The organism is Collimonas sp. GW821-FHT02H07, from assembly GCF_059421505.1.
Genome location: NZ_JBWKVC010000001.1, coordinates 545583 through 568080 on the forward strand (window position 1 = coordinate 545583; position 22498 = coordinate 568080).

Genomic DNA, 22498 nt, shown 5'->3' on the forward strand with positions numbered 1-22498 from the left:
ATATGCCGTTGCGCGCAAGGATCCGGAAATGATGACGTCAATTGAAGAGCTGCAATCAGGCGCCTATTTTAGCCGGGGATAGTGGGATGAACACGGTGACGCACAATCCTGACTGTGTTTTCCGGTCGGCATGCGCGAGCGTGACGCGGGCGCCGATGCGGCTGGCGATAGTCTGGACGATGGACAGGCCCAGTCCCGATCCGGTGGCGTCGTTGCCGAGTACGCGGTAGAAGGGATCGAACACGCGTGCTTGTTCTTCCGGCGCGATGCCGGGTCCTGTATCGTCCACTTGCAAGCTGACGCCGCCGGCGCTGCCGTGCATGGACAGGTTGATGCGTCCGCCTGATGGCGTATAGCGGATGGCGTTGTCGACCAGGTTCCTCACGATGGTAATGAGGTCGACTTCGGCCACCGGCACCCGCAGGCCGGCTTCGCCTTCGACGCCGATGTCGATCTGTTTGGCGTCGGCCAGCGGCATCAGGTCTTCCAGCACGCGCCGATAGACCTGCATGACGGCTACCGTGTCGCTGGGCGCCAGCGGCGCGGACTGCGCCCGCGCCAGCGCCAGCAGCTGGTCCAGCAAGCGCCGTCCGCGTTCAATCCCTTGCCGCAGCGTCGCCAGCCGCTGGCGCGCGGCGTCCGGCATCTCGGCATCGGCCAGCCGCTCGGCCTGCAGCGACAGCGCGGTGAGCGGCGAACGCAATTCGTGGGCAGCATCGGCGACGAAGCGGCGCTGTGCTTCCATGGCTTGCGCCACGCGCTCCAGCAAGCGGTTGATGGCGACCACGAACGGCCGCACTTCGACCGGCAGCGGTTCCGCTGCCAGCGCATGCAGTTCTTGTTCGTTGCGGCCGTCGATCTCGGCCGACAGCCTGGCGATAGGCTGGAACATCTTGCGCACCAGGTGGGCCACCAGCACCAGCAGCAGGGGTATCAGGATCAGGAAGGGCATCAGCGTGCGCAAGCCGCTGTCGCGGGCGATTTCATCCCGTACCGCGGTTTCCTGGGCGACGGCGATGCGCTGCTGCGACGCCAGGGTTTTTACCAGCACCCGGTAGCGATGATGGCCTGAGTGCAAAGTCTGCATGCCGTCCGGCAGCGTCGCCGGCAGCTTCAGTCCTTTCGCCCGGGATGCGCTCGGGCTGCCGTTGCCGTCGCCCAGATACTGCACGATGACGCGCGCTTCCTCGTCGCCGATGGCGACCTTGGCGGCATCCTGCCGCGGCGGAACCGGAATATGCTCCTGGTCGAACAAAGCGGCCACCTGGCGCAGCATGTCGTCCTGGAATTCATGCGCTTCGTCGAAACCGGAGATAAAGGCGAACACCCCGGCCAGCAGGGCTACTGCCAGGATCGCCAGCGACAGCCAGAGCGACAGGCGGAAGAACTGGATCGAATTTTTCAACTTCCTTTGGAAACCATCCATCCCACGCCCCTGACATTTTTGATGGCTGCGCTGCCCAGTTTCTTGCGCAGGGCATGGATCAGGAATTCGACGGCGTTGCTTTCCACTTCCTCGCCCCAGCCGTAGATCCGTTCCTCCAGCTCGCTGCGCGACAGGATCGCTCCCGGCCTCAGCATCAGCGCCTGCAGCAAGGCGAATTCGCGGTTCGACAGTTGCTGGGGCGGCTGGTCCTGGCTGCTGGCGAGGCGCGTGGACGGGTCGAGCGAGAGGACGCCGTTGCTCAGCAATGGCGTGGCGCTGCCGCCTTTGCGGCGCAGCACGGCGCGTGCCCGCGCCAGCAGTTCGGCCATGTCGAACGGTTTCAGGATATAGTCGTCGGCGCCGCCATCCAGTCCGCGCAGGCGGTGCTCCAGGCCGTCGCGCGCCGTGATGATGAGCAAGGGCAGGGGATTGTCCTGGCGCCGGATGGCATCCATCACCTCGAAGCCGTCTTTCCCGGGCAAGCCGAGATCGAGCAGCAGCAAGTCATAGTGCTGGCACGACAGCGTATCCAGCGCCGTCTTGCCGTTCCTCACCCAGTCGACGGCGTAGGAGGCGTCTTTCAACGCCGCCTGGATGGCCTCTCCGATCATCGGATCGTCTTCAGCCAGCAATACCCGCATGCATCCTCCGTTATTACGCTATTGATTGATGGTTTCGGGCCTGCGCTCCACCCGTATACTCTCACGCTTCAAGGCTTGCGCCGCCTGCTGGCGGAACAGCAGGATGCAGGCAACGATAAAGAACAGCAGCGCCGCCGACGCCGAATAGCGGCTCAACGCCAGGCCGCCGGCGTTGAGCGGCTTGTCGAGGAAGTCGCCGACCACGGCGCCCAGCGGGCGGGTCAGGATGAATGCGGCCCAGAACAGCAGCGTTCTGGACAGCTTGGTGCGGTAATAGGCCAGCGCCACCAGCCCCAGCAGGGCGCCGAACAGGATGGCGCCGCCGCCATAGCCAAGGCCGGCGGTATCGGCCGCCCAGTCGCCCAGCGCGGTGCCCAGCGTTTGCGAAAACATGATCGTGACCCAGTAGAACATTTCCGCTGCCGGTGAATGGACGCTGTCGACGGCCACCGATCCCATGGTCCGGTACCAGACAAACAGGGAAATCAGCAACAGCGCAAACAGCAGCGATGCGCCGCCCGGATAGCCGATGCCGAGCGAACGGTCGGCAAAGTCGGCCAGCGTGGTGCCGACGGTGGTGGTGGCGATCACGGTGGTCCAGTAGAGGAAGGGCCTGAAGCGGGTGGCGCGGATCTGGGCGGCGACCGCGACCAGGAAGATCACGCCGAAGATGACGCTGCCAACCAGGTAGCCCAGGTTCATCGACATGGAAACCGCATCGCCGCCGGTTTCGCCAAGGGTGGTGGCGGCGATCTTGATGATCCAGAACATCAGGGTGACTTCAGGCACCTTGCTTACCGCCAGCTGTATTGTTTTATTCATCATTGTTTCCTATTTCATCAGGCGCTTAGCGCCGTCAAACGTTTTTGAGTAAAGGAGAGATAACTGACCAGGCTCACGATCACTGCCAAAAACAGGGCGCTGGTCGCTATCGTACCAAAGCCGAGGCCGCCGTTGCCGGCCGGCTGGGACAGCAGGTCGCCGCAGGAGGCGCCGAAAGGGCGCGTCAATACGTAGGCAATCCAGAAGCAGGCAGTGGCGTTGATCTTGAATGCATAGCGGGCCACGGCGACCAGCGCGATCAGGCCGCCGAACAGCAGGGCCGAATTGGCGTAGCCCAGGCTCAGGCCTTCCGCGACCCAGTCGCCGGCGGCGGTGCCGAGCGCAAAGGTGAACAGGATCACGGTCCAGTAGAACAGCTCGCGCCTGGGGCTGTCGATGGCTGCGATCGACAATGTCTTTTCGCGGGCATGCCAGGCGGCGAATGTGGCAATCATGGCAATGCTGAAGGCCGCGGTCGAGAATGCCAGCGGCGCGCCCGCCAGGTCGCTCAGCATGTCGGTGACCAGGGTGCCGAAGATGCTCACCAGCACCACGCAGATCCAGTACAGCGCCGGCAGGTAGTGCCTGGCGCGCAGCTGGAACAGCAAGGCGCAAGCCAGCAGCAGCCCGGTCGTGAGCGAAGTGCCGACCAGGCCGAAATGCAGGTCGGTCGCCAGGTAATCGGCGCCAGTCTCGCCCACCGTGGTGGACATCATCTTGATGATCCAGAACAGGAGCGTGGCCTCAGGCACCTTGTTGATCCAGCCGTGGCCGGCTCTGACAGTTGCAATAGTCATAAAAACTCCTATGCGTGAATTTGATGGAGAGCCCCTTTCCAAAGGGGAAAAGAGCGGGAAGGCGCAACACTATCCTTGGGTCAGGGGGAAGCTTACCCAGGCAAACTTAGCTGTCACTGAGCGCTATTCCGATCGTCTAATGAAAACGCCCTGACGGGCGTCAGGGCGTTGCAGGGACGGGATGCGGAGATATCGCTTATCGGCGCTTATTTTTCTGCAACCGGCTCCGGGCCGAGCTCCAGCACGCTGCGCAGCTCGTCGCGGGCTGCGATGAAGCCGGTGTTGAAGTCGTCGCGGGTCTGCAGCCTGGCGGCGATCACGGTGCCGGTGATGCGGCCGGTTTCGATGTCAGAGCGGTAGTGGACGCCGCCTATGATGCGGTTGTTGGCGTACTCGGCGGCGCGCGCCATGATTTCTGCCCGCTTTTCCGGCACCATGTTGGAGAGCACGATGCCCATCAGCGTGCCCGCGGTCGCGTGGCCGGAAGGATAGGCGCCGGAGCGCGACAGTTTCACCACCGGCTTGACCATGTCGCTTGCCATGAATGGACGCGGACGTTTCCAGACATCCTTGTAGGTGTCGACCACCGCGCCTTCGGAATCCACCACGCGCTGGAAGAACTTGGCGAAGACCGGCAGCTGCTCGCGCTTGAATTTCACGCCCATGACATCGGCGAAGCGCCAGATTTCTTCGCTGGCGTCGGCTTGCGAGCGCGCCACCATTTCCGGCGTGCGCGCCGCCTGCAGCGCCAGGATTTCGCTCAGCTCCGCCTTGGTCTGCAGCGAATCGTTGGCCGGTGGCGGCGGCAGCAGCTTGACCAGGTCGATTTCCTTGGAAGTGATGAAGGGATGTTCTTCGCGCGCCTGCACGGATGCGCCGGCGGCCAGGAAGGACATGACGATTAAAGGAGCGATGAATTTGCGCATGGGTTTCACTTTCATATTGGGCTGATCAAGATAAAGGTTGTGGCCGGCCTTAGAAATCGAGGCTGACGGTCAGCGACAAGGCGCGCGCCGGCAGCAGCGTCAGCACATCGCCCGCGGCTGGCGCCGAAGTGGCGGTGCTGGCCGGATTGACGCCGACAATGCTGTGCTTGTCGAACAGATTGTTGACGCCGAACTGGATCTTGGCTTTCTTCACAAATTGCAGAGGATGGCGGATGGTGTAGTTGACGAACAGGTTGGAGATCGTGAACGGCGCGATCTTGACCGCCTGGTGGACGCTGCCGTTGTCGTTGTACATGGTGCCGACGCGCTTGTTCAGCCAGCCGATGTCCCAGCCGCCGCGGTTGTAGTTCAGGCCCAGCGTTTCGGTATCGCTGGGCGCGCTGGCGACCCACTGGCCGTTGCCGTATTTGGCGGTGCCATAGGTGGCGTTGGCGTACAGGCTGAAGCCGGCGCCCAGCACCAGGTTGCCTTCCGCTTCGATGCCCTGGGTAGTAGAGCTGCCGTTCGAGAAGAAGGTGGTGTTGCCGGCATTGTCGGTGAACGAAGAATAGGCGTTGTCGAACTTGATGTGGTAAGCATCGATATCGAAGGTGAAGCGGTCCGATTTCCATACCGAGCCGATCTGGAAGGTCTTGCTCTTGATCGACGACGGCAGGGCAGTCACGTTGGCGTTCTTGACATCGAACACGCTGGTCGGCGGAATTTCGTCGCCGGTGGCGTACTGGCCGTATACCGACCAGTTAGGCTGCAGCATGTAATGCACGTCGAGCGACGGCAGCACGCTGTTGTAGGTGACTGCATGCCCGATGCTAGGCAGGCCGCCCAGGTTGCCGACGGTCTTGCCGTTATCCGCATATTGCGTCAGCGACTGGCGATACGAGGAGTACTTCACGCCTGGTGTGATCTTCAGGTCGCTGGCGACCTGGAATTCGTATTCAACGAACGGTTGCAGGGTGGTGGTCTTGAAGCGTTCGTGGAAATTCGGCAGGACGGCGTCTACCCAGGTGCGCGGGTCGGACGGGATCTGGTAGCGGTTGGTGTCGGCGTTTTCCGCCCACAGGCCGGTGCGCAGGATGCCGAGACTGGATTCCTGGCTCAGGCGCAGCAGGTTGCCGTAGGTGCGGTAGCTGTTGAGCTTGTCGGTGGCGCTGGTGGCGGTGATGGTGCTGCCGTTGTAGTTCTGCTGGTTATGGTAGGCGTAGGTGTAGAGCTTGTCGTCCAGTTTCCAGCCGTTGCCGAGGTTGGATGTCAGGCCGGCATATTCGAAATCCGAGGTGACGTGGTAAAAATTGTAGCCATAGTAGTTGGCTTGCTTGGGGTCGTTGCTCAGCAGGTAGCTGTCTCCGAACTGGGCGATCTGGGCCCGGGTCGCTCCCTTGGTGTTCGGGGTATTGGCTTTCAGGTCGATATACGAACCGAACAAGGTCAGGGCGGTGCTGTCGGTGAGGTTGAACTGGTATTTGAGCGACACCGCATCGCGCGCCTGCTTGTTGTAGCTCTGGTAGCCGTTCGAAGTCATCTGGTGCGCATTCAGCAACAGGTTCTGGGCGCCGTTGGCGCCGAACTGGCCGCTCTCGAATTCGGCGCCGTAGATCTTGGTGTTGAACGAACCGTAGGAGTCGAAGACGCTGGTGCGCTGCTCGTTTTCCAGAATGCGCGACAGCAGGTTGACCGAACCGCCGAAATTGGCCGGGCCGATGGTTGCCGCCGATCCCGGGCTGCGGTCGACTACCGCGCCGCCCAGGAACTGGCTGGGGAAAAATGCCCAGGTGTGATGCGAGGGGCTGTTGGTGTCCTGGAACGGGATGCCGTCGAAGCTGACCGTGTAGTCGCCGTCGGCGAACCCGCGGAAATAGGTCTTGGTGTCGCCCAGGCCGACGCCGTTCGGGCTGTAGCTGTACATGCCTGGCGTCATTTGCAGCACTTGGCTGAAATCGGCCACCGGCGAAGTCAGGTTGCGGATGAATTCGTCGCTGACGATCGATTGCGCGGAACGGGCCGACAACGAGCTTTGCGCCGGTGCGCTGCGGCTGGCGCTGACGGCGCTGCCGACCACTTCGACGGTGTTGATTGCCTCGGCCGCGCTGGAGGCTGCCAGGTCGGCAGCTTGCTGGGCGTGGCTGAGCTGCGGCGCGGCTACGCACATGACGGCCAGGGCGTGCAGGACATGCAGGGTGGCGGGTTTCAAACTTGGGCGCTTCATTGCTGGTTTTCCTTTTTTCGAATCGTGTTTATAAAAATCGGTGAAAAATATCCGGCAGCCCTGCTCCGGCCGCTCGCCTGCTGGGTTGCGCCGTGCTTGGCGCGAGTTCGGGGCGAAGCATAAGCTTTGAAAATTAAGCGAAAATGAGCTGTGCGCAATCTGTCTGATTTATGCCAATCGCGGCTTGATTTCACGCGCTCGTCATAATCGGCTGCTATTTTGTAAGGTCGACTAAACCGGGCTTCCGCCGCGATGCGCATACTGTTGATTGAAGACGACTACATGCTGGGCAACAGCATCCGCAAAGGGTTCTATCCCTATGGCTTCACGGTCGACTGGACCCAGGACGGCATCGCCGCCGAAGCGGCGCTGGCCGCAGAGTCGTATTCGGCAGTCTTGCTGGATCTCGGATTGCCGCGCAAGTCGGGACTGGAAGTGCTGAAGAAAATGCGTGCCGACAGCAACAGCACGCCGGTGATCATCCTGTCCGCCAGCGACCGCGTGCTGAACCGTATCGAAGGGCTGGACGCCGGCGCCGACGATTACCTGAACAAGCCTTTCGACCTGGATGAACTGGCGGCGCGGGTGCGCGCCTTGCTGCGCCGTAGCGGCGGCCGCACCAGCCCGCAGCTGGTGCACGGCGATATCCAGTTCGACCCGGCCAGCAATACCGTTGCCTACAAGGGCAAGCATATCGGCCTCAGCAGCCGCGAGCTGATGGTGCTGGCGGCGCTGATCGAGAAACCGGGCGCAGTGCTGTCGCGCGCGCAGCTGGTCGACAAGGTGTATGGCTGGAACGATGAAGTGGAAAGCAACACCATCGAAGTGCATATCCATGCATTGCGCAAAAAGCTTGCGCCCGGCGTGATCCGCAACATTCGCGGCCTGGGCTATATGCTGTCCAGCGCCGACAGCTTGTGCGTCGGTTAGGGGCTATTGACAGTGTCGATCAGGAATCGCCTGCTGTTCTGGTTGCTGTCCGGCCTCGCCTTCCTCGGCGTGTGCTTCATGGTCGCCGACTATCTGATCGATCGCGCCTTGCTGGCCGATATCTATGACGACCAGATGAACCAGATCGCCTTCGCCATCCCCGCCAATTTCAGCGGCGGCGACCTGGAAAAGAACACGCCGGCGCTGAAATACGACGGCGACGACAGCATCCTGCAGATCTGGGATAAAAGCGGCAGGCAGACTTACCGTTCCCATCCGGACATCGCCTTGCCGCCGTTTCCTGTGCCCGGATACAGTGAAGTGCGATGGCATGGCAACGAGTGGAAGCTGTTCGTGCGCAAGACCGACCAGAACCTGATCCAGGTGGCGCAGTCGCTGGACGGCCGGCGCAATATCGCCCTCGACCATGCGCTGCGCTCGCTCGTGCCGCTGCTGATTTTCCTGCTGATCATGGGCTTGCTGATCCACTGGAGCGTCGGCACCGGCCTGCAGTCCTTGACGCGCCTGTCGCAAGAGTTGGCCAAGCGCACGCCCGACAAGCTGGAAAGGCTGACCTCCAAGGGCCAGCCGCTGGAAATCCAGCCCGTGACGCAAGCCATCGATACCTTGCTGCAGCGTCTCGGCGTGGCGCTCGAAAGCCAGAAAAAATTCATCGCGGATGCCTCGCACGAGCTGCGCACGCCGCTGGCGACCCTGCAAATCCAGGTCCAGCTGGTGGAGCAATCGCTAGGCAGTGGCCGCGAAGCCGGCGCGCTGGCCGATCTGAAAGCAGGGGTGAAACGCAGCAGCCACCTGGTCGAACAGCTGCTGATGGCCTCGCGCCTGGAGTTCGGCGGCATGCACGATCCGCACGTGCCGCTGCAGCTGCATGAAATCGTGCGCCAGGTGACCATCGATTTCATCCCCTACGCCAACAGCCGAAAAATCAATCTCGGGGTAGAGCAGCTGGATGCGGGAATCATCATGGGATCGGAATATCACATCCCCATCCTGGTCCGCAATCTGATCGATAATGCGATCCGCTACACGCCCAGCGGCGGCCAGGTGGACGTCGCCATCCGCGCCGGCAATCAAAAAATCGTCCTGGAAATCGAAGACAGCGGGCCCGGCATTCCGCCGGAAGAGCGGCAGCGCGTGTTCGACCGTTTCTACCGCTGCCTGGTGCCGCAGGCGGCCGGCAGCGGCCTCGGGCTGGCGATCGTCAAGCAAGTCACGGAACAGCATCAGGCCGAAGTCTGCCTGGAACGCGCCGGCCGCTTGCCCGGCCTGAAGGCCAGCGTCCGGTTCAATGCGCTGGTTTCTGTCTGATACAAAAAGCGGCGCCGGCAGGCAATATTCCCGACCCGCGTTGGCGGTCTCTGGCGGCGTGCTGAAGAAGGGGGATATAAAGCAGTCTGGCGGAGGAAACGGCGTTGCCGCCGCTTCCTCGCCCGGGCGCAGCTGCGCGCCCGTTCAAGCATGGATGTTTCTAGCTATGTTGCCGAATCTTGCTCAATCGTTGGCAATCAGCGTGACGCCGCTGAAGGTTGCATAGGAATTGAGCAGCAGGTAATAGGTGCCTGCTTTCGGATTGCGGATAGTGATGGATTCCGCAGTTGTCGAGCCATCCGACACATACTGGTAAGAGCTGGTGGTCGGTGCGGAGCCGAAACTGACATAGATATCAGCATCGCCTCTGCCGCCGGAAGTCTTGAAGCTCAGGCTGGTGCGGCCGGCAGGAACCACGATAGTGTAGACCTTGCTGGAACCGGTAGGCAGGCCCAGGCCTGTCACTGGCACGCCGCTCTTCAGGACATTGCCTGGCGGCGGTGGTGGTGGCGTGGTGCCGGAACCGACGACTGCGGCAAAGTTGGCGACATTCAGGCTGCCGTAGCCGCTGGCGTAATCCCAGCCGGCCTTGGCTGCGTAGCCTTGGTTACCCGAAGTGATGTCGTGGAACATGCTTGGGTTGGCTGCGGCTTTCTGATAGATCGCTGCTGCAGGGAATGGCAGGCTGTTGTTGTTAGCCGATTGCACGCGGGCCCAGAAGCCGGTGAACAACGGCGCCGCCAGGCTGGTGCCGCCGATTTGGGTAGGGGAGCCGTTGATCAGGACCAAGGCGCCGCTCGAAGGATCCGCGTCCAGCGAAATGTCAGGCACGCCGCGTTGGCTCGATGAACCGAGAACGCCGGAACTGACTTGCCAGCTAGGTGCTGCCTCAGTCAGGCTAGGACCGCCGCCGGCGCCGCCGCTTGCGCTTTGCTGGCAGCTCTGCCAGTCAGTGCAGGACCATACGGATTCCGAGGACCAGCCGTTGCTGGAGTCAGTGCTGACCAGTGTGCCGCCCAAAGACATCACGTACGGAGAAACCGCCGGAAAGCTCTGTGCAGTGGTGCTGGTGTTGCATTCATAAGCGCCGGAGTCGCCCGACGATACCGAGAACATCTGTCCCTGGGCAACGGCAGTCTGGAAGATCTGGTCGTTACTGGCTTCGATACCGGATGATTGCGCGTCGTTTTCACATTCGCCCAGCGAGACGTTGATGGCTTGCGCCTTGTTGTCCGTCACCGCCTGGTTGTAGGCCGAGGTCAAGTCGGCATCGCTCAGGGTGTTGGCGACATACAGGATCATTTGCTTGACGGTGCCGCCTGCGGCTGCCAGCGAACTTTGCGTATCCATGTTCCATTCATCGACACCGGCAGTATCGCTGCTGGCGCCGTTGATCACCACGGTGGAGACATTGGTTTGCGGATAGCCGGAGTTGGACGTGAAAGTGTTCAGGTCCGCGATAGTCTGCGTCACGTCGCCCTGGGCGATGATGCCGATGGTGGCGTTGGTGGCGCTAGGCAGGCTGCTGGCGTTGTAGATGGTCGGGAAATCGGTCGGGTTGTGGCCGACTGCCGACATGGTTGTTGTGGCCACGCGCGCATCCTGTTTCTTCAGCATGGTGTGATGCAGGTGCACGGTTTGCAGGCCATGCACGGCCAGCACGATGCCGCCCAGTGTCTGCGGCACCGAAGCGTCGCTGATGTTGGCGTAGGCGTTGCGGCCGTTCACGCTATAGGTATGCAGCTCGGTATTGAAAGCGGTCTTCACCGAACCGGCGGAACCGTTGGCGCTGATCAGCAGGTTGTTGGCGGACACCGTGATATTGGTGAAACCGCTTTTAGTCAGATGGCTGACGACAGCTTGCACCTGCTCCTTGGTTGGAGCATACAGACGCATGAAGTCGGCGCTGGACAAGGTTTTGTGCGAGCGGCCGGACATCAGGTCGGCAGTGAGCTGATCCAGTTCAGGCTTGTTGCGCAGTTTCAGCGCCACCACCACGTGGGTCAGTGCGCCGGACTGCATTGCCGAAATATGCGTCACAGCGGTTCGCGCCGTGCTTGCGACAGCAGTTGCCTTGGTCGCGGTTGGCGCCCAAGTCTCCGCCTGGGAGGTCGTGGCAAACGCAGCAAGGGTCAAGCCCGCGAGCGCCAGCAGTTTAAAGTTGGATCTGAATGTCATTACTTTACTCCGGTTTTTAAGGGATAAAGTGATCCCGTCGACGGTGGTCGGCTGGATCTGCTCAGTGGATGCATTCCCGTGAAATGTGAAGCTCTCAAGGGAAGTCGCAATTTCCCGCAACGCCCAACTGCAGGCGCTGTGGAGAAATGCCTTGTTGCCTGCCGCGCGGAAGCAGCGGACATGGCGCAAACACCCGGCGGCGAATTGCTGGCTGCCTGGCTTGACAAAAAATCGGCGAACAGAAAGACTGCATGCGCGCTGGCTGCGGGCGCATGAACTGGTGCTACATCAAGGTTGGATCAGTGACGCGGTGCTACGCCCTTCAGCTGGGCGAGGGCAGCATGGTCTCGACGGATGCCGGCAAGCGGCAGGCGCAGAGGCCGGAGCTGCGAGCGGAATCGTCGGCCGACAATTCCGGGAGAAACAGGATGGCTGATTCGAATCCAGGGCAAGGCATAAGGCGCTCCTCTTGAGGATCATCCGCAGCTAAGGCTTTCGTCATGGCGCCGGCAACATGCGCGGGAAAACATCGCTGCTGCAACTGTTATGCACAATGTTTCTAAAATTTTCTTCAGTCTTCTCTGGAATTCAGACTAAAGGAATTATTTCTGCGTGGCAATATGTGCTGCTCTTTATTTTGTAACTAATGTTACGAGTTGTAACTGAAAACAGAAAGATCTGTCTGTTTTTTAAGCGACTGTTTTTGGCGCTCTAAAACGCTTTCCAGAAACGTGCGATCAAGCCGGATCGCCAGGCTGCTAGCGGGTTTCAACGGCTTTTGAAAATTCCGGCGTTGAACGAATTGGCCAATGGTCCAGCCATTTTCCCGAGAGACTTCATGTCGGCGGAATCCGCCAAATCGCACGCCAGTTGCTTACCTTTGATTGTCGCCGCCACCTTCTCATCGAGTACCTGGACACCACCTTCATCGACACCGCCTTGCCGCGGATGGCGCGTGATTTCCATGCAGGCCCGGATCGGCGTACTTGGCCATGAGGGCTTGCATCTTGCGCATTTACGGTCTCGTGGCGGCAGGCAGGGCGCTGAGTGACAAAAACGCTACAGAGTGCCTGAATTGCATAGGAATATCGCGCGATATTGCAATTTGCCAACTTGTTTCATTTACAATCGACGGTTGATCGCCGGCGCCGGTTTTTTGTTGGAATCGGATCTGGCCCAAGGGAGCGTGACAGCAGCAGCGATTACAAAACACAAAACTAGAATCGAACAATGATGATTATTGGCATAGATCTCGGCACCACCAACAGCCTGGTGTCAGTTTGGCGCGATGGACAATCCCATATCATTCCCAACGCCTTGGGTGAAAACCTGACGCCGTCTTGCGTCAGCATCGACGAAGATGGCAGCGTGCTGGTCGGCAGGGCGGCGCAGGAGCGCTTGCAAACGCATCCCAACCGCAGCGCGGCCCTGTTCAAGCGCTATATGGGCAGTGAAAAGAAAATTCGCCTGGCCGGCAAGGAGTTTCGTCCCGAAGAATTGTCGTCCATGGTGTTGCGCTCCCTGAAGGCGGACGCCGAGAATTTCCTCGGCGAAGCCGTGGAAGAAGCGATCATCACCGTCCCTGCTTATTTCAGCGATGCCCAGCGCAAGGCTACTCGCGTCGCCGGCCAGCTGGCAGGCTTGAAGGTAGAGCGGCTGCTGAACGAACCGACTGCGGCGGCGCTGGCATATGGCATGCAGGATGTCGCTGCCGAAAGCAAGTTCCTGGTGTTCGATTTGGGCGGCGGCACTTTCGATATCTCGATCCTGGAAATGTTCGAAGGCGTCATGGAGGTCAGGGCATCGGCGGGAGATAATTTCCTCGGCGGCGAAGATTTCGCCACCTTGCTGTCTGAAGCCTTTGTAGAAAAAAGCGGCTTGCGGGCATCGATGGACGGCATGCTGCGCACGCCCCAGCAAGACCAGCGCCTGCGCGACGAGGCCGAGAAGGTCAAGCGCCAGCTTTCGGATGCTTCCAGCGTCACCATGCGCATGCAGTACGGCGAGCAGGAATATAAATGGCTCGTCGATGAAGAAGCCTTCACCAGGCTGGCGGAGCCGTTGCTGGCGCGCTTGCGCGCCCCGATCGAACGCGCCCTGCGCGATGCCCGCATCCGCGCCGCGACGCTGGACAAGATCGTGCTGGCCGGCGGCGCCACACGGATGCCGATGGTGCGCAAGCTGGTGTCGCGCATGTTCGGCCGCTTCCCGCTGGTGCATTTCAATCCCGATGAGGTGGTGGCGCTGGGCGCGGCGGTGCAGGCCGGCCTGAAGATGCGCGATTCGGCGCTCGATGAAGTCGTCATGACCGACGTTTCGCCTTATTCGCTGGGGATCGCGATTTCGCGCCAGGTCGGCCCGAACCAATACATCCCTGGCCATTACCTGCCGATCATCGAGCGCAATATGGTGGTGCCGGTGTCGCGCGTCGAAAACATCACCACCATCCAGGATAACCAGAAAGAACTGCATGTGGCGATTTACCAGGGCGAGTCGCGCCTGGTGAAAGACAACGTCTACCTTGGAACGATCCAGTTCCCGGTGCCGCCGAAGAAGGCGGGGCAGATCGCGGTCGATGTGCGCTTCACCTACGACCTGAACGGCATCCTGGAAGCCGAAGCCACCGTGACAGGGACCGATCAGGTGCACAAGCTGGTGATTGCGGAAAATCCCGGCGTCATGTCGCCCGAGCAGATCGAACAGCGTTTCCAGGAGCTGGAGCACCTCAAGATCCACCCGCGCAGCCAGGCCGAGAACCGGGCCTTGATGGCGCGCGCGGAGCGTCTGTATGAACAGTCGCTCGGGGATGTAAGGACATTTCTTTCGCATCGCATCGCGTCGTTTCAGGCGCTGCTTGAATCGCAGAAGATGGATGAGATCCGGCATGCGCGCGCAGAGTTGAAGAAGCATCTCGACCACGTCGAAAATGAAAGCTATATCTGATGCACTCTGAATGGAACCAGTGGATCTGGAGCGCCCTTGATATCCCGCCCTCCGACGATGAACGCACCGTCAAGCGCGCTTACGCCAAGCGCCTGAAGGTGGTGCGTCCGGACGACGATCCGGAAAAATTCCAAGCCTTGAGGCAGGCGTATGAGCGCGCCTTGACGCTGATCCAGCATTCGTTTGCCCGCAAGGATGAAGAGCTGGGGCCGCCAGCCGTCGCGCAAGACGGAGCTGCGGCAGGCGAGACGGCAGCGCACGCGGAAGCGGAAGTGGAAATGGAAACCGCGGCGCTTTCCCAGCCCGCTGCCGGCAAGCGCGCCGTGGCCTTGCATCAAGACCAGGCAAGCTTGCTGGAGGCCGTGCAGCCGGCGTTTGATGCGGCGGCAGCGGCGGACTCCCTGTGGCAGGCCTTGATGCTGAAGATGACGCCAGGGCAGTTGCGCTATACCTCGGCGATCCTGGCAAATTTCGTGAAGACCGAGGATTTCGAGAATTTCGACGTCCGCGACGCCTTCGAATTCCACGCAATGCAATACTGCGCCAGCCAGAATACCGACCAGACGGCGCGCGCCGCCATGGTCGAGCACTTCGGCTGGGTCGACAATGCGCAGCATCTGTTCCAGCACAATCCGGAACTGGCGCGGACGGCGCTGGCCCGCTACCAGGCGGACCAGGGATACAAGTGGCTGGAAAATTCCGCCATCGTCGGCTCGAAGGCTGCGCTGGCATTGATCCAGACCGAGGCTCCCAAGCGTTCGATGCGATTGTACGACCGCAAATTCGTGGCTGAAATGAAGGAGCTGCTGCAGAGAATCCGCTGGCATTCCTCTGAACTGCTGGCGTATCGCCTCAATGCAGAGGTCTTCTCATGGTGGGAGCGGCAAGTGCAGACGCCGCGGCTGAGCGTGCATTCGGGTGTGGTTGCCTTGCTGTGCGGCGCGCTGGTGTTCGGTTTGCTCAGGGCCTTGTGCGCCAGCTTGATTCCGGAAAAACTGCAGGATGCGGTCGCGCTGGCAGGCTTCGCCGTGATCGAAGCAGGCGCGCTCTGGCTGGGTTACCTGGCGGTCAAGCGCGGCATCCTGCAGCGCATAATGCAGTGGCTGTACGCCAGGCATTTGACGAAACGGGTGCAGGTCGGCTGGATGCCTTTGTTCCTGCTGTGCTCGACCGCCGCCATGTTCGATCTCCGCAGCGAGTGGGCGCATGGCCTGATCGATGCAGGCTTGTTCGTATGCCTGCTGCTTTCCTCGTTTGCGGCGTGGCGCTTTCTCAATGTCGTCGGCTTCATTATCGTTATCCTGCTGGCCAGTGTCTTAGGAGGAATAGGCGGACTCGGATTCTCCATTTTTCCGGGATTCGGATTTTGGGAGTGCAGCCTGATCGCGCTGCCTATCGCGACCATGCTGGTGCGGGGCGGGGAGTACTACTATGGCTTGTCGAATTTTTCCGACAGTTCTCTCTGGAAGATTCGCCTAGCCTGGCTTGGCATCGCCGGGCTGGTATTTTACCTGGGGACCCTAGCCACGCCAGAGCACTATATTGTGCCTGCCGTGGCGGCCTGGATCTGGTCTTTGCTGAGTTTTCCGATTGCCAACGTGTATCTCGGCAGCGGCGCTACCGGCATGAGAGTGTATGCCTTTGGCCTGGTGACCCTGGTAGCCAGCGCCGTGCTGGAAAAATCGATTCCTTCTATCCATCTGACGTCGACCATGCTGCTCGTCATGGCCCTGTTCATCGGCTGCAATATCCAGGTATGCAGAGATAGCGGCCGCAAATTCTCTTGAGAGTGATTTCCATCATTTTTATTAAATATAGTTGTCGCGATCCCATGTAATTAGTTGTAGAATCGCAACAAAAAAATTGCAACAAGATTAATGGCGCAAAACTGCAGGGCCAGCCTGCAAAGGGCTGGTTTTGCGTTGCGCCTATTCGGGGCAGAAGTTTTTATCCGCCTAAATACAGCGTTAAGACAGGACGACGAAATGATTGTGATCTGGAAGGGGTGGGGCGTGTTGGTGATAGCCATCACGACATTGATAGTAGTATTGACGACGGTGCTTTTTGAAAAAGCCGGCTTATCGGTAGCCTATGGCGCTGTGCTCGGGATGTTCCTTTCCGCAGGCGCGATCTGGCAGGTCGGAAACAAGTTCAATTCGCCGCTGAAGAACCGGGTGTTGCTCGACAAGCAGACTGGCGCCGAGGTGATTTTGAAGCCGGACCATTCTTTGTTCTTCATCAAGATGCAGTACTGGGCCTTCATTGCCGGCGCGATCGGCCTGTTCATGCTGGTCAATCTGCTTGCGGGCCGTTCGTCCTGAGGCAGTCGGTTTTAAAAATAGAGCGGCGCAGCGCACAGCAAGCTGCCGTTTTCATGTTTTCCTAGTCTGAGGACGTCCATGCGACAAGCAATCGAGCGTAAAACAGCAAGCAACAGCGCCATGAAATTTCCGGGGCTGTTTTTTTTCGCCCGCAGCTTCCTGCGAGCGAGCGGCCGGCTTATCCTTGCGCTGCTCGCAGCCATGCTGTTCAGCCAGATGGCGCATGCCGCCAGCATCAACAGCTTTTCTCCGCAGGGCGACATCACCCAGGTGCGCCAGGTGCGCGTCAATTTTTCGGAGGCGGCCGTCAAGTTTGGCGATCCGAAGGCGCCGATGCCTTTCGACATCAGCTGCGCCGAAGCCGGCAGCGGCCGCTGGGCCGATGAGCGCAACTGGATCTACGATTTCGTCAAGGATATAGGGCCGGGCACGCGCTGCAGCTTCACGCTCAAGCCGGGCTTCAAGTTATTGTCCGGCGCCGTGGTGTCCGGTAAAACCAGCTTTCAATTCAATACCGGCGGTCCTGCCGTGATCAATGTCATGCCATCGGGAGAGCGCATCGAGGAAGAGCAGATCTTCATCCTGGTGCAGAACGGCGCGGCGACCAGCGAAAGCATCTTGCAGCATGTGTATTGCGAAGCGGAAGGCGTGCATGAACGGATCCCGGTAAAACTGATCGCCGGCACGGTGCGCAAGGACCTGCTCGAGCATTTTGCCGAAAAAATCAATCCAGAGCGTGTCAGCACGCTGCAGTGCCAGCAGCGCCTGCCTAACGACAGCGCGGTCAGCCTGACCTGGGACAAGGGCGTGGCGACTCCCTCCGGCATCGCCAGCCGACAGCCGCAGGTGTTCAAGTTCAAGGTGCGGCCGAGCTTCACCGCCAGCTTCAGCTGCGAGCGCGAAAATGCCAATGCGGCCTGCGCGCCGATTCTGCCTGTGCGCCTGGTGTTTACCTCGCCGGTGCCGCGCAAGCTGGCGGAGAATGTCACGCTGAGCGGCGCCAACGGCAAGCTCAAGCCTTTCTTTGACAAGACCGACACTGAAGATACGGTCACGCAGCTGACCTTCAATCCGCCTTTCGCGGAAAAGTCGGAACTCAGCATCGAGCTGCCGAAAGACTTCCAGGATGAAAACGGCCGTCCCTTGTCGAACGCTGCCGCCTTCCCGATGAAAACCCGCATGGCGGATTATCCGCCGCTGGCGAAATTCCCCTCGGCGCCGTTCGGCATCATCGAACTCAACGCCGACGCCACCTTGCCGGTCACCCTGCGCAACGTCGAGGCCAGCATGGTGGCGCGCAGCGCCGACGGCAAGATCCATCCGGGTAATGTCAGCAACCTCAAAGTGACGGACGACCAGAGCATCATCGCCTGGCTGACCAAGCTCAACCGCTATCACGAGAGCACCATCACCATCAACAAGAAGCCGGTGGAAACGCGCAGCATCGGCATCCTGGCCAAGCAGGCCGGGGTCAAGACCCTGGCGCTGCCGCAGTCGCCGGAAAACAAGGACGGCATCCGGCCGTTTGAAGTGATCGGCATTCCGCTCAAGGATCCCGGTTTCTATGTGGTCGAACTGCAATCGCAAAAGCTGGGTGCGGCACTGCTGGGCAAGGCCGCGCCGATGTTCGTGCGCACCAGCGCGCTGGTGACGAATTTGTCGGTGCATGTCAAGATCGGCCGCCAGAACGGCGCGGTGTGGGTCACCACGCTCGATAACGCCAAGCCGGTGAGCGATGCCGATGTGCGGATTTCCGATTGCACCGGCACCGAACTGTGGCGCGGCAAGACCGACAAGACCGGCATCGTCATGGTGCCGGAATTTCCGGACGACGTCTGCCGCAACGGCGGCGACGGCGAATCGGGGAAAATCTCCGGCTTCTTTGTCAGCGCCCGCAAGACCGATGAAAAGGGCCGCGCCGACATGGCGTTTGCCTTGACTTCCTGGAACAACGGCATCGAATCCTGGCGCTTCAACCTGCCGACCGATACCGACAAGGCGTCTACCGTGCGAGCCCATACCGTGTTCGACCGCACCCTGTTCCGCGCTGGCGAAACGGTGTCGATGAAGCACGTGATCCGCAGCGAGACCATGCAGGGTTTCGGCCTGCTGGCGAAAGACAAGCTGCCGACCCGGGTGCGCATCATCCATCAGGGCAGCGGCCAGGAGTACCAGTTTGCCTTGACCTGGCGCGGCCAGAAAAATGCGGAAACCGTGTTCGAGATCCCGAAAGAAGCCAAGCTCGGCAGTTATGAAGTGATGCTCGACAGCGGCACGCCGAAAAACGTCGCCGAGGCCGGCAGTGCGAATGGCGACAGCGAGAGTACCGACGAGGGCGATGACGAAGGCCACGGCCGCCGCAGTTACAGCACCGGCAGCTTCCGGGTCGAAGAATTCCGCCTGCCGTTGCTGCAAGGCCGGATCACGCCGCCGAAGAGCCTGGTGGCGCCGAAGGAAGTGCCGCTCGATGTGCAGTTGAACTACCTGAACGGCGGCGGCGCTTCCGGCCAATCGGTGCACGTCACCAGCCTGCTGCGCAGCAAGGGCGTGAGCTTTTCCGCCTACGACGGCTATTCCTTTTCCGCCGCGCGCAACGAGGGAGACAGCAGCGCCGACGACCAGAAGATCGTCGCCGACAAATTGCCGGTGACGCTGGACAAGAACGGCGGCGGCAAGACCGTGGTGAAGGATTTGCCGGCGATCACGGCGCCCAAGGAATTGCTGACGGAAATGACTTTCGCCGATCCGAATGGCGAAATCCAGACCGTGTCGAGCGTTACCCCGGTCTGGCCGGCGGCGGTGGTGGTCGGCATCAAGGCCGGGGAGTGGGTCTCGGTCAAGAAGAAGCTGACCTTGACTGCGGTCGCCCTGAATGCCGCGGGCCAGCCGCAAAGCGGCGTGCCGATTGAGATCAGCGGTTCGTCCAAGGTCACCAACTCGCATCGCAAGCGCATGGTCGGCGGTTTCTACGCCTATGAAAACACCAGCACCGGCACCGACCTGGGTTCATTGTGCTCGGGTAAAACCGACGCCCGCGGCTTGATGATCTGCACCGTGGAATTGTCGGAGCCGGGCAACATCGAACTGACGGCCAAGGGCAAGGACGACAGCGGCAAGGTGTCGGTCGCCGCCAGCTCGGTATGGGTGACCAAGCAGGGCGAGCTGTGGTTCGATGGCGAAAACCAGGACCGCATCGACATCCTGCCGGAGAAGAAGAGTTACCAGCCGGGCGAAACCGCCAAATTCCAGGTGCGCATGCCGTTCCGCTATGCCACCGTGCTGGTGGCGGTGGAACGCGAAGGCGTGGTCGAAACCCAGGTGCTGCAGCTGAATGGCCAGGACCCGACCTTCAGCCTGCCGGTCAAGGCCGGCTATGCACCGAACATCTTCGTTTCGGTGCTGGCGGTGCGCGGGCGCATGCGCGACGTGCCGTGGTATTCCTTCTTTACCTGGGGCTGGAAAGAGCCCTTGAACTGGTGGCATGAGTTCAAGGAATACCAGGCTCCAAGCGCCACCGTCGACCTGGCCAAGCCGGCCTACAAGTTCGGCATCGCTGAAATCTCGGTCGGCAGCGCCGCCAACCAGCTGGCGGTGACGGTCAAGGCCGACCAGCCCAGCTACGCCATCCGCACGACGGCCAAGGTGAACATCCAGGTCAACCTGCCGAGCGGCAAGCCGGCCGCCGGCGCTGAAATCGCCCTGGCGGCGGTGGATGAAGCCTTGCTCGAACTGGAGCCGAACAAGAGCTGGGACTTGCTGCAGGCCATGCTGCAACGGCGCAGCTACGGCGTGGAAACCTCAACCGCGCAGATGCAGGTGGTGGGCAAGCGCCATTACGGCCGCAAGGCGATACCGGCCGGCGGCGGCGGCGGCAAGTCGCCGACCCGCGAACTGTTCGATACCTTGCTGCTGTGGAAGCCGGTCATCGTGCTGGACGCCAATGGCCGCGCGCAGGTCGATGTGCCGCTCAACGACGCCCTGACCAGCTTCAAGATCGTCGCCGTGGCGCAGAGCGGCGACAGCCTGTTCGGCACCGGCGCCGTCAGCATCCGTTCCACCCAGGACCTGCAGCTGATCTCCGGCTTGCCGCCGCTGGTGCGCGAGGGTGACGATTTCAGCGCCATGGTGACGGTGCGTAACACCACCACCCGCGTCATGCAGGTCAACGCCACCGCGCAGGCTGCCGGCCTGACGGCGCCTCTGCCCGCCAAGGATGTAAGCATCCCGGCTGGCGAATCGCGCGAGCTGGTGTGGGCGGTGGCCGTACCGGCCGACGCCAAGCAGCTGGTGTGGGAAATCAATGCGCAGGAGCAGGGTGGGCCCAAGGTCAAGGACGCCATCAAGTTCACCCAGCGCGTGGTGCCGGCAGTGCCGGTGACGGTGCAGCAAGCCACCATGTTCCAGCTCGACAAACCGTTCAGCATGGCGGTGGCGCCGCCGGCAGACGGCCTGCCGGGTCGCGGCGGCCTGGCGGTATCGCTGGCGTCTTCGCTGGCCGGCAACAGCGAGGGCTTGCGGCGCTATTTCGTCAACTATCCGTTCTCCTGCCTGGAGCAAAAGACCTCGCGCGCGATCGGCTTGCGCGACGACGTCGCCTGGCAAAAGGTGGCCAACGACCTGCCGACCTATCTCGACAGCGACGGCCTGGCTTACTACTATCCGCCTAGCGCCAGCAATGCCAGGCGCGGCAGCGATACCCTGACCGCCTATCTGCTGGCAGTCACGCAAGAGTCCGGCTTTGCGATACCGCAGCAAAGCCGCGACAAGATGCTGGACGGCCTGGCTGCCTTCGTCGAAGGCAAGATCACACGCGATTTCTGGTCGCCGAAGAAAGATCTGGATGTGCGCAAGCTGGCCGCGCTGGAAGCGCTGTCGCGCTATGACCGGGTGCGCCCGGCCATGCTCGATTCGATCCAGCTCTCGCCCAACCTGTGGCCAACCTCCGCTGTGCTGGACTGGATCAATATCCTGCAGCGGGTCACCAGCATCCCGGACCGCGCCAAGCGCCTGGCCGAAGCCGACCAGATCATCCGCGCCCGCCTGAACTACCAAGGCACGCGCATGGGCTTCTCCACCGAGACCGACGACTACTGGTGGTGGCTGATGGCCAGCGCCGACGTCAACGCCACCCGCCTGGTGCTGACCATGCTCGACAATCCGGCCTGGAAGGAAGACATGCCGAAGCTGATCAACGGCGCCATCCAGCGGCAGTCGCGCGGCCACTGGGCGACTACCACAGCCAACGTCTGGGGCAGCCTGGCCATGCAAAAATTCGGCCAGAAGTTCGAGGCTGAAAAAGTCGCCGGCGTGACCAAGGCCTCGCTGGAGCAGGGCGCCGCCGTGGCCAACAGCCAAAGCTTCAGCTGGCCGACGGCTACGGCGGAAGGCGGCAAGCTGCAACTGCCATGGCCTGCTACTGCCGCTCCGGCGGAGCTCAAGCTGAGCCACGCCGGCAGCGGTGCGCCATGGGTGACCGTGCAAAGCCTGGCGGCAGTGGTTTTGAAGAAACCGTTCTCCAGCGGTTACCGGATCACCAAGAACATCGTGCCGGTCGAACAAAAGGAAAAGGGCAAGTACAGCCGCGGCGATATCTACCGGGTCGACCTGGAAATCGACGCCCAGACCGACATGACCTGGGTGGTGGCGACCGATCCGATTCCGTCTGGCGCCACCTTGCTGGGCTCCGGCCTGGGCCGCGATTCGGCCATCGCCACCAGCAGCGAACGGCCCAGCGGCAGCGCCTGGCTGGCGTATGAAGAGCGCAGCTTCGAGTCTTTCCGCAGCTACTATGAATACGTGCCTAAGGGGAAATTCACCATGACCTATACCTTCCGCCTCAACAATCCGGGCGAGTTCAGCTTGCCGCCGACCCGGGTGGAGGCGATGTATGCGCCGGAAATGTTTGGCGAATTCCCTAATCCGAAATGGACGGTGAAGTGAAATTGAAGCGAAGCACGGTTC

14 protein-coding genes are annotated in these 22498 nt (G+C 61.1%); 6 read left to right on the top strand and 8 right to left on the bottom strand.

Features of this window, described 5'->3' with window-relative positions:
* Window positions 1–55: 55 nt before the first annotated feature.
* The 6 genes from AC07V8_RS02300 to AC07V8_RS02325 all read right to left on the bottom strand — a co-directional run bounded on the left by AC07V8_RS02300 (window position 56) and on the right by AC07V8_RS02325 (window position 6836).
* Entirely contained in the window at window positions 56–1426 is a 1371-nt protein-coding gene (locus AC07V8_RS02300; protein ID WP_494676831.1) for an ATP-binding protein, read from the bottom strand.
* On the bottom strand, window positions 1402–2067 hold the full coding sequence (locus tag AC07V8_RS02305) for a response regulator (protein ID WP_098497820.1): 666 nt from the start codon (window positions 2065–2067) through the stop codon (window positions 1402–1404). The genes AC07V8_RS02300 and AC07V8_RS02305 overlap by 25 nt, the downstream gene beginning before the upstream one ends.
* A gap of 18 nt (window positions 2068–2085) precedes the next feature.
* Window positions 2086–2889: a COG4705 family protein gene (locus AC07V8_RS02310; protein WP_494676830.1), complete on the bottom strand. Its 804-nt coding sequence runs from the start codon at window positions 2887–2889 to the stop codon at window positions 2086–2088.
* Between the two features lie 17 nt (window positions 2890–2906).
* Window positions 2907–3686, bottom strand: coding sequence for a COG4705 family protein (locus AC07V8_RS02315; RefSeq protein ID WP_494676829.1), 780 nt, complete (start codon window positions 3684–3686; stop codon window positions 2907–2909).
* Window positions 3687–3892: 206 nt separating this feature from the next.
* Entirely contained in the window at window positions 3893–4627 is a 735-nt protein-coding gene (locus AC07V8_RS02320; protein WP_494676828.1) for an acid phosphatase, read from the bottom strand.
* A 34-nt stretch (window positions 4628–4661) separates the two neighbouring features.
* On the bottom strand, window positions 4662–6836 hold the full coding sequence (locus tag AC07V8_RS02325; protein ID WP_494676827.1) for a TonB-dependent receptor: 2175 nt from the start codon (window positions 6834–6836) through the stop codon (window positions 4662–4664).
* Between the two features lie 252 nt (window positions 6837–7088).
* Between AC07V8_RS02325 and AC07V8_RS02330 the strand changes: the two genes are divergently transcribed.
* Both AC07V8_RS02330 and AC07V8_RS02335 read left to right on the top strand, forming a co-directional pair.
* Window positions 7089–7766: a response regulator transcription factor gene (locus AC07V8_RS02330; RefSeq protein ID WP_494676826.1), complete on the top strand. Its 678-nt coding sequence runs from the start codon at window positions 7089–7091 to the stop codon at window positions 7764–7766.
* A gap of 12 nt (window positions 7767–7778) precedes the next feature.
* Window positions 7779–9095 (top strand): ATP-binding protein, encoded by a 1317-nt coding sequence (locus AC07V8_RS02335; RefSeq protein ID WP_494676825.1) that lies wholly within the window; start codon window positions 7779–7781, stop codon window positions 9093–9095.
* 183 nt (window positions 9096–9278) lie between these two features.
* Here AC07V8_RS02335 and AC07V8_RS02340 read toward each other — a convergent pair whose 3' ends face one another.
* On the bottom strand, window positions 9279–11273 hold the full coding sequence (locus tag AC07V8_RS02340) for a protease pro-enzyme activation domain-containing protein (protein ID WP_494676824.1): 1995 nt from the start codon (window positions 11271–11273) through the stop codon (window positions 9279–9281).
* 768 nt (window positions 11274–12041) lie between these two features.
* Complete coding sequence (locus AC07V8_RS02345; protein WP_494676823.1) at window positions 12042–12239, bottom strand: hypothetical protein; 198 nt, start codon at window positions 12237–12239, stop codon at window positions 12042–12044.
* 267 nt (window positions 12240–12506) lie between these two features.
* Between AC07V8_RS02345 and AC07V8_RS02350 the strand changes: the two genes are divergently transcribed.
* From AC07V8_RS02350 to AC07V8_RS02365, 4 genes are all read left to right on the top strand, one after another.
* Complete coding sequence (locus tag AC07V8_RS02350; protein WP_494677228.1) at window positions 12507–14216, top strand: molecular chaperone HscC; 1710 nt, start codon at window positions 12507–12509, stop codon at window positions 14214–14216.
* Entirely contained in the window at window positions 14216–16003 is a 1788-nt protein-coding gene (locus AC07V8_RS02355; protein WP_494676822.1) for a J domain-containing protein, read from the top strand. Before AC07V8_RS02350 ends, AC07V8_RS02355 begins: the two co-directional genes overlap by 1 nt.
* A gap of 90 nt (window positions 16004–16093) precedes the next feature.
* Window positions 16094–16537 (top strand): hypothetical protein, encoded by a 444-nt coding sequence (locus AC07V8_RS02360; RefSeq protein ID WP_494676821.1) that lies wholly within the window; start codon window positions 16094–16096, stop codon window positions 16535–16537.
* A 120-nt stretch (window positions 16538–16657) separates the two neighbouring features.
* Window positions 16658–22477 carry an alpha-2-macroglobulin family protein gene (locus AC07V8_RS02365; RefSeq protein ID WP_494676820.1) on the top strand — a complete coding sequence of 1940 codons (5820 nt, stop codon included), beginning with the start codon at window positions 16658–16660 and terminating at the stop codon, window positions 22475–22477.
* Window positions 22478–22498 lie beyond the last annotated feature (21 nt).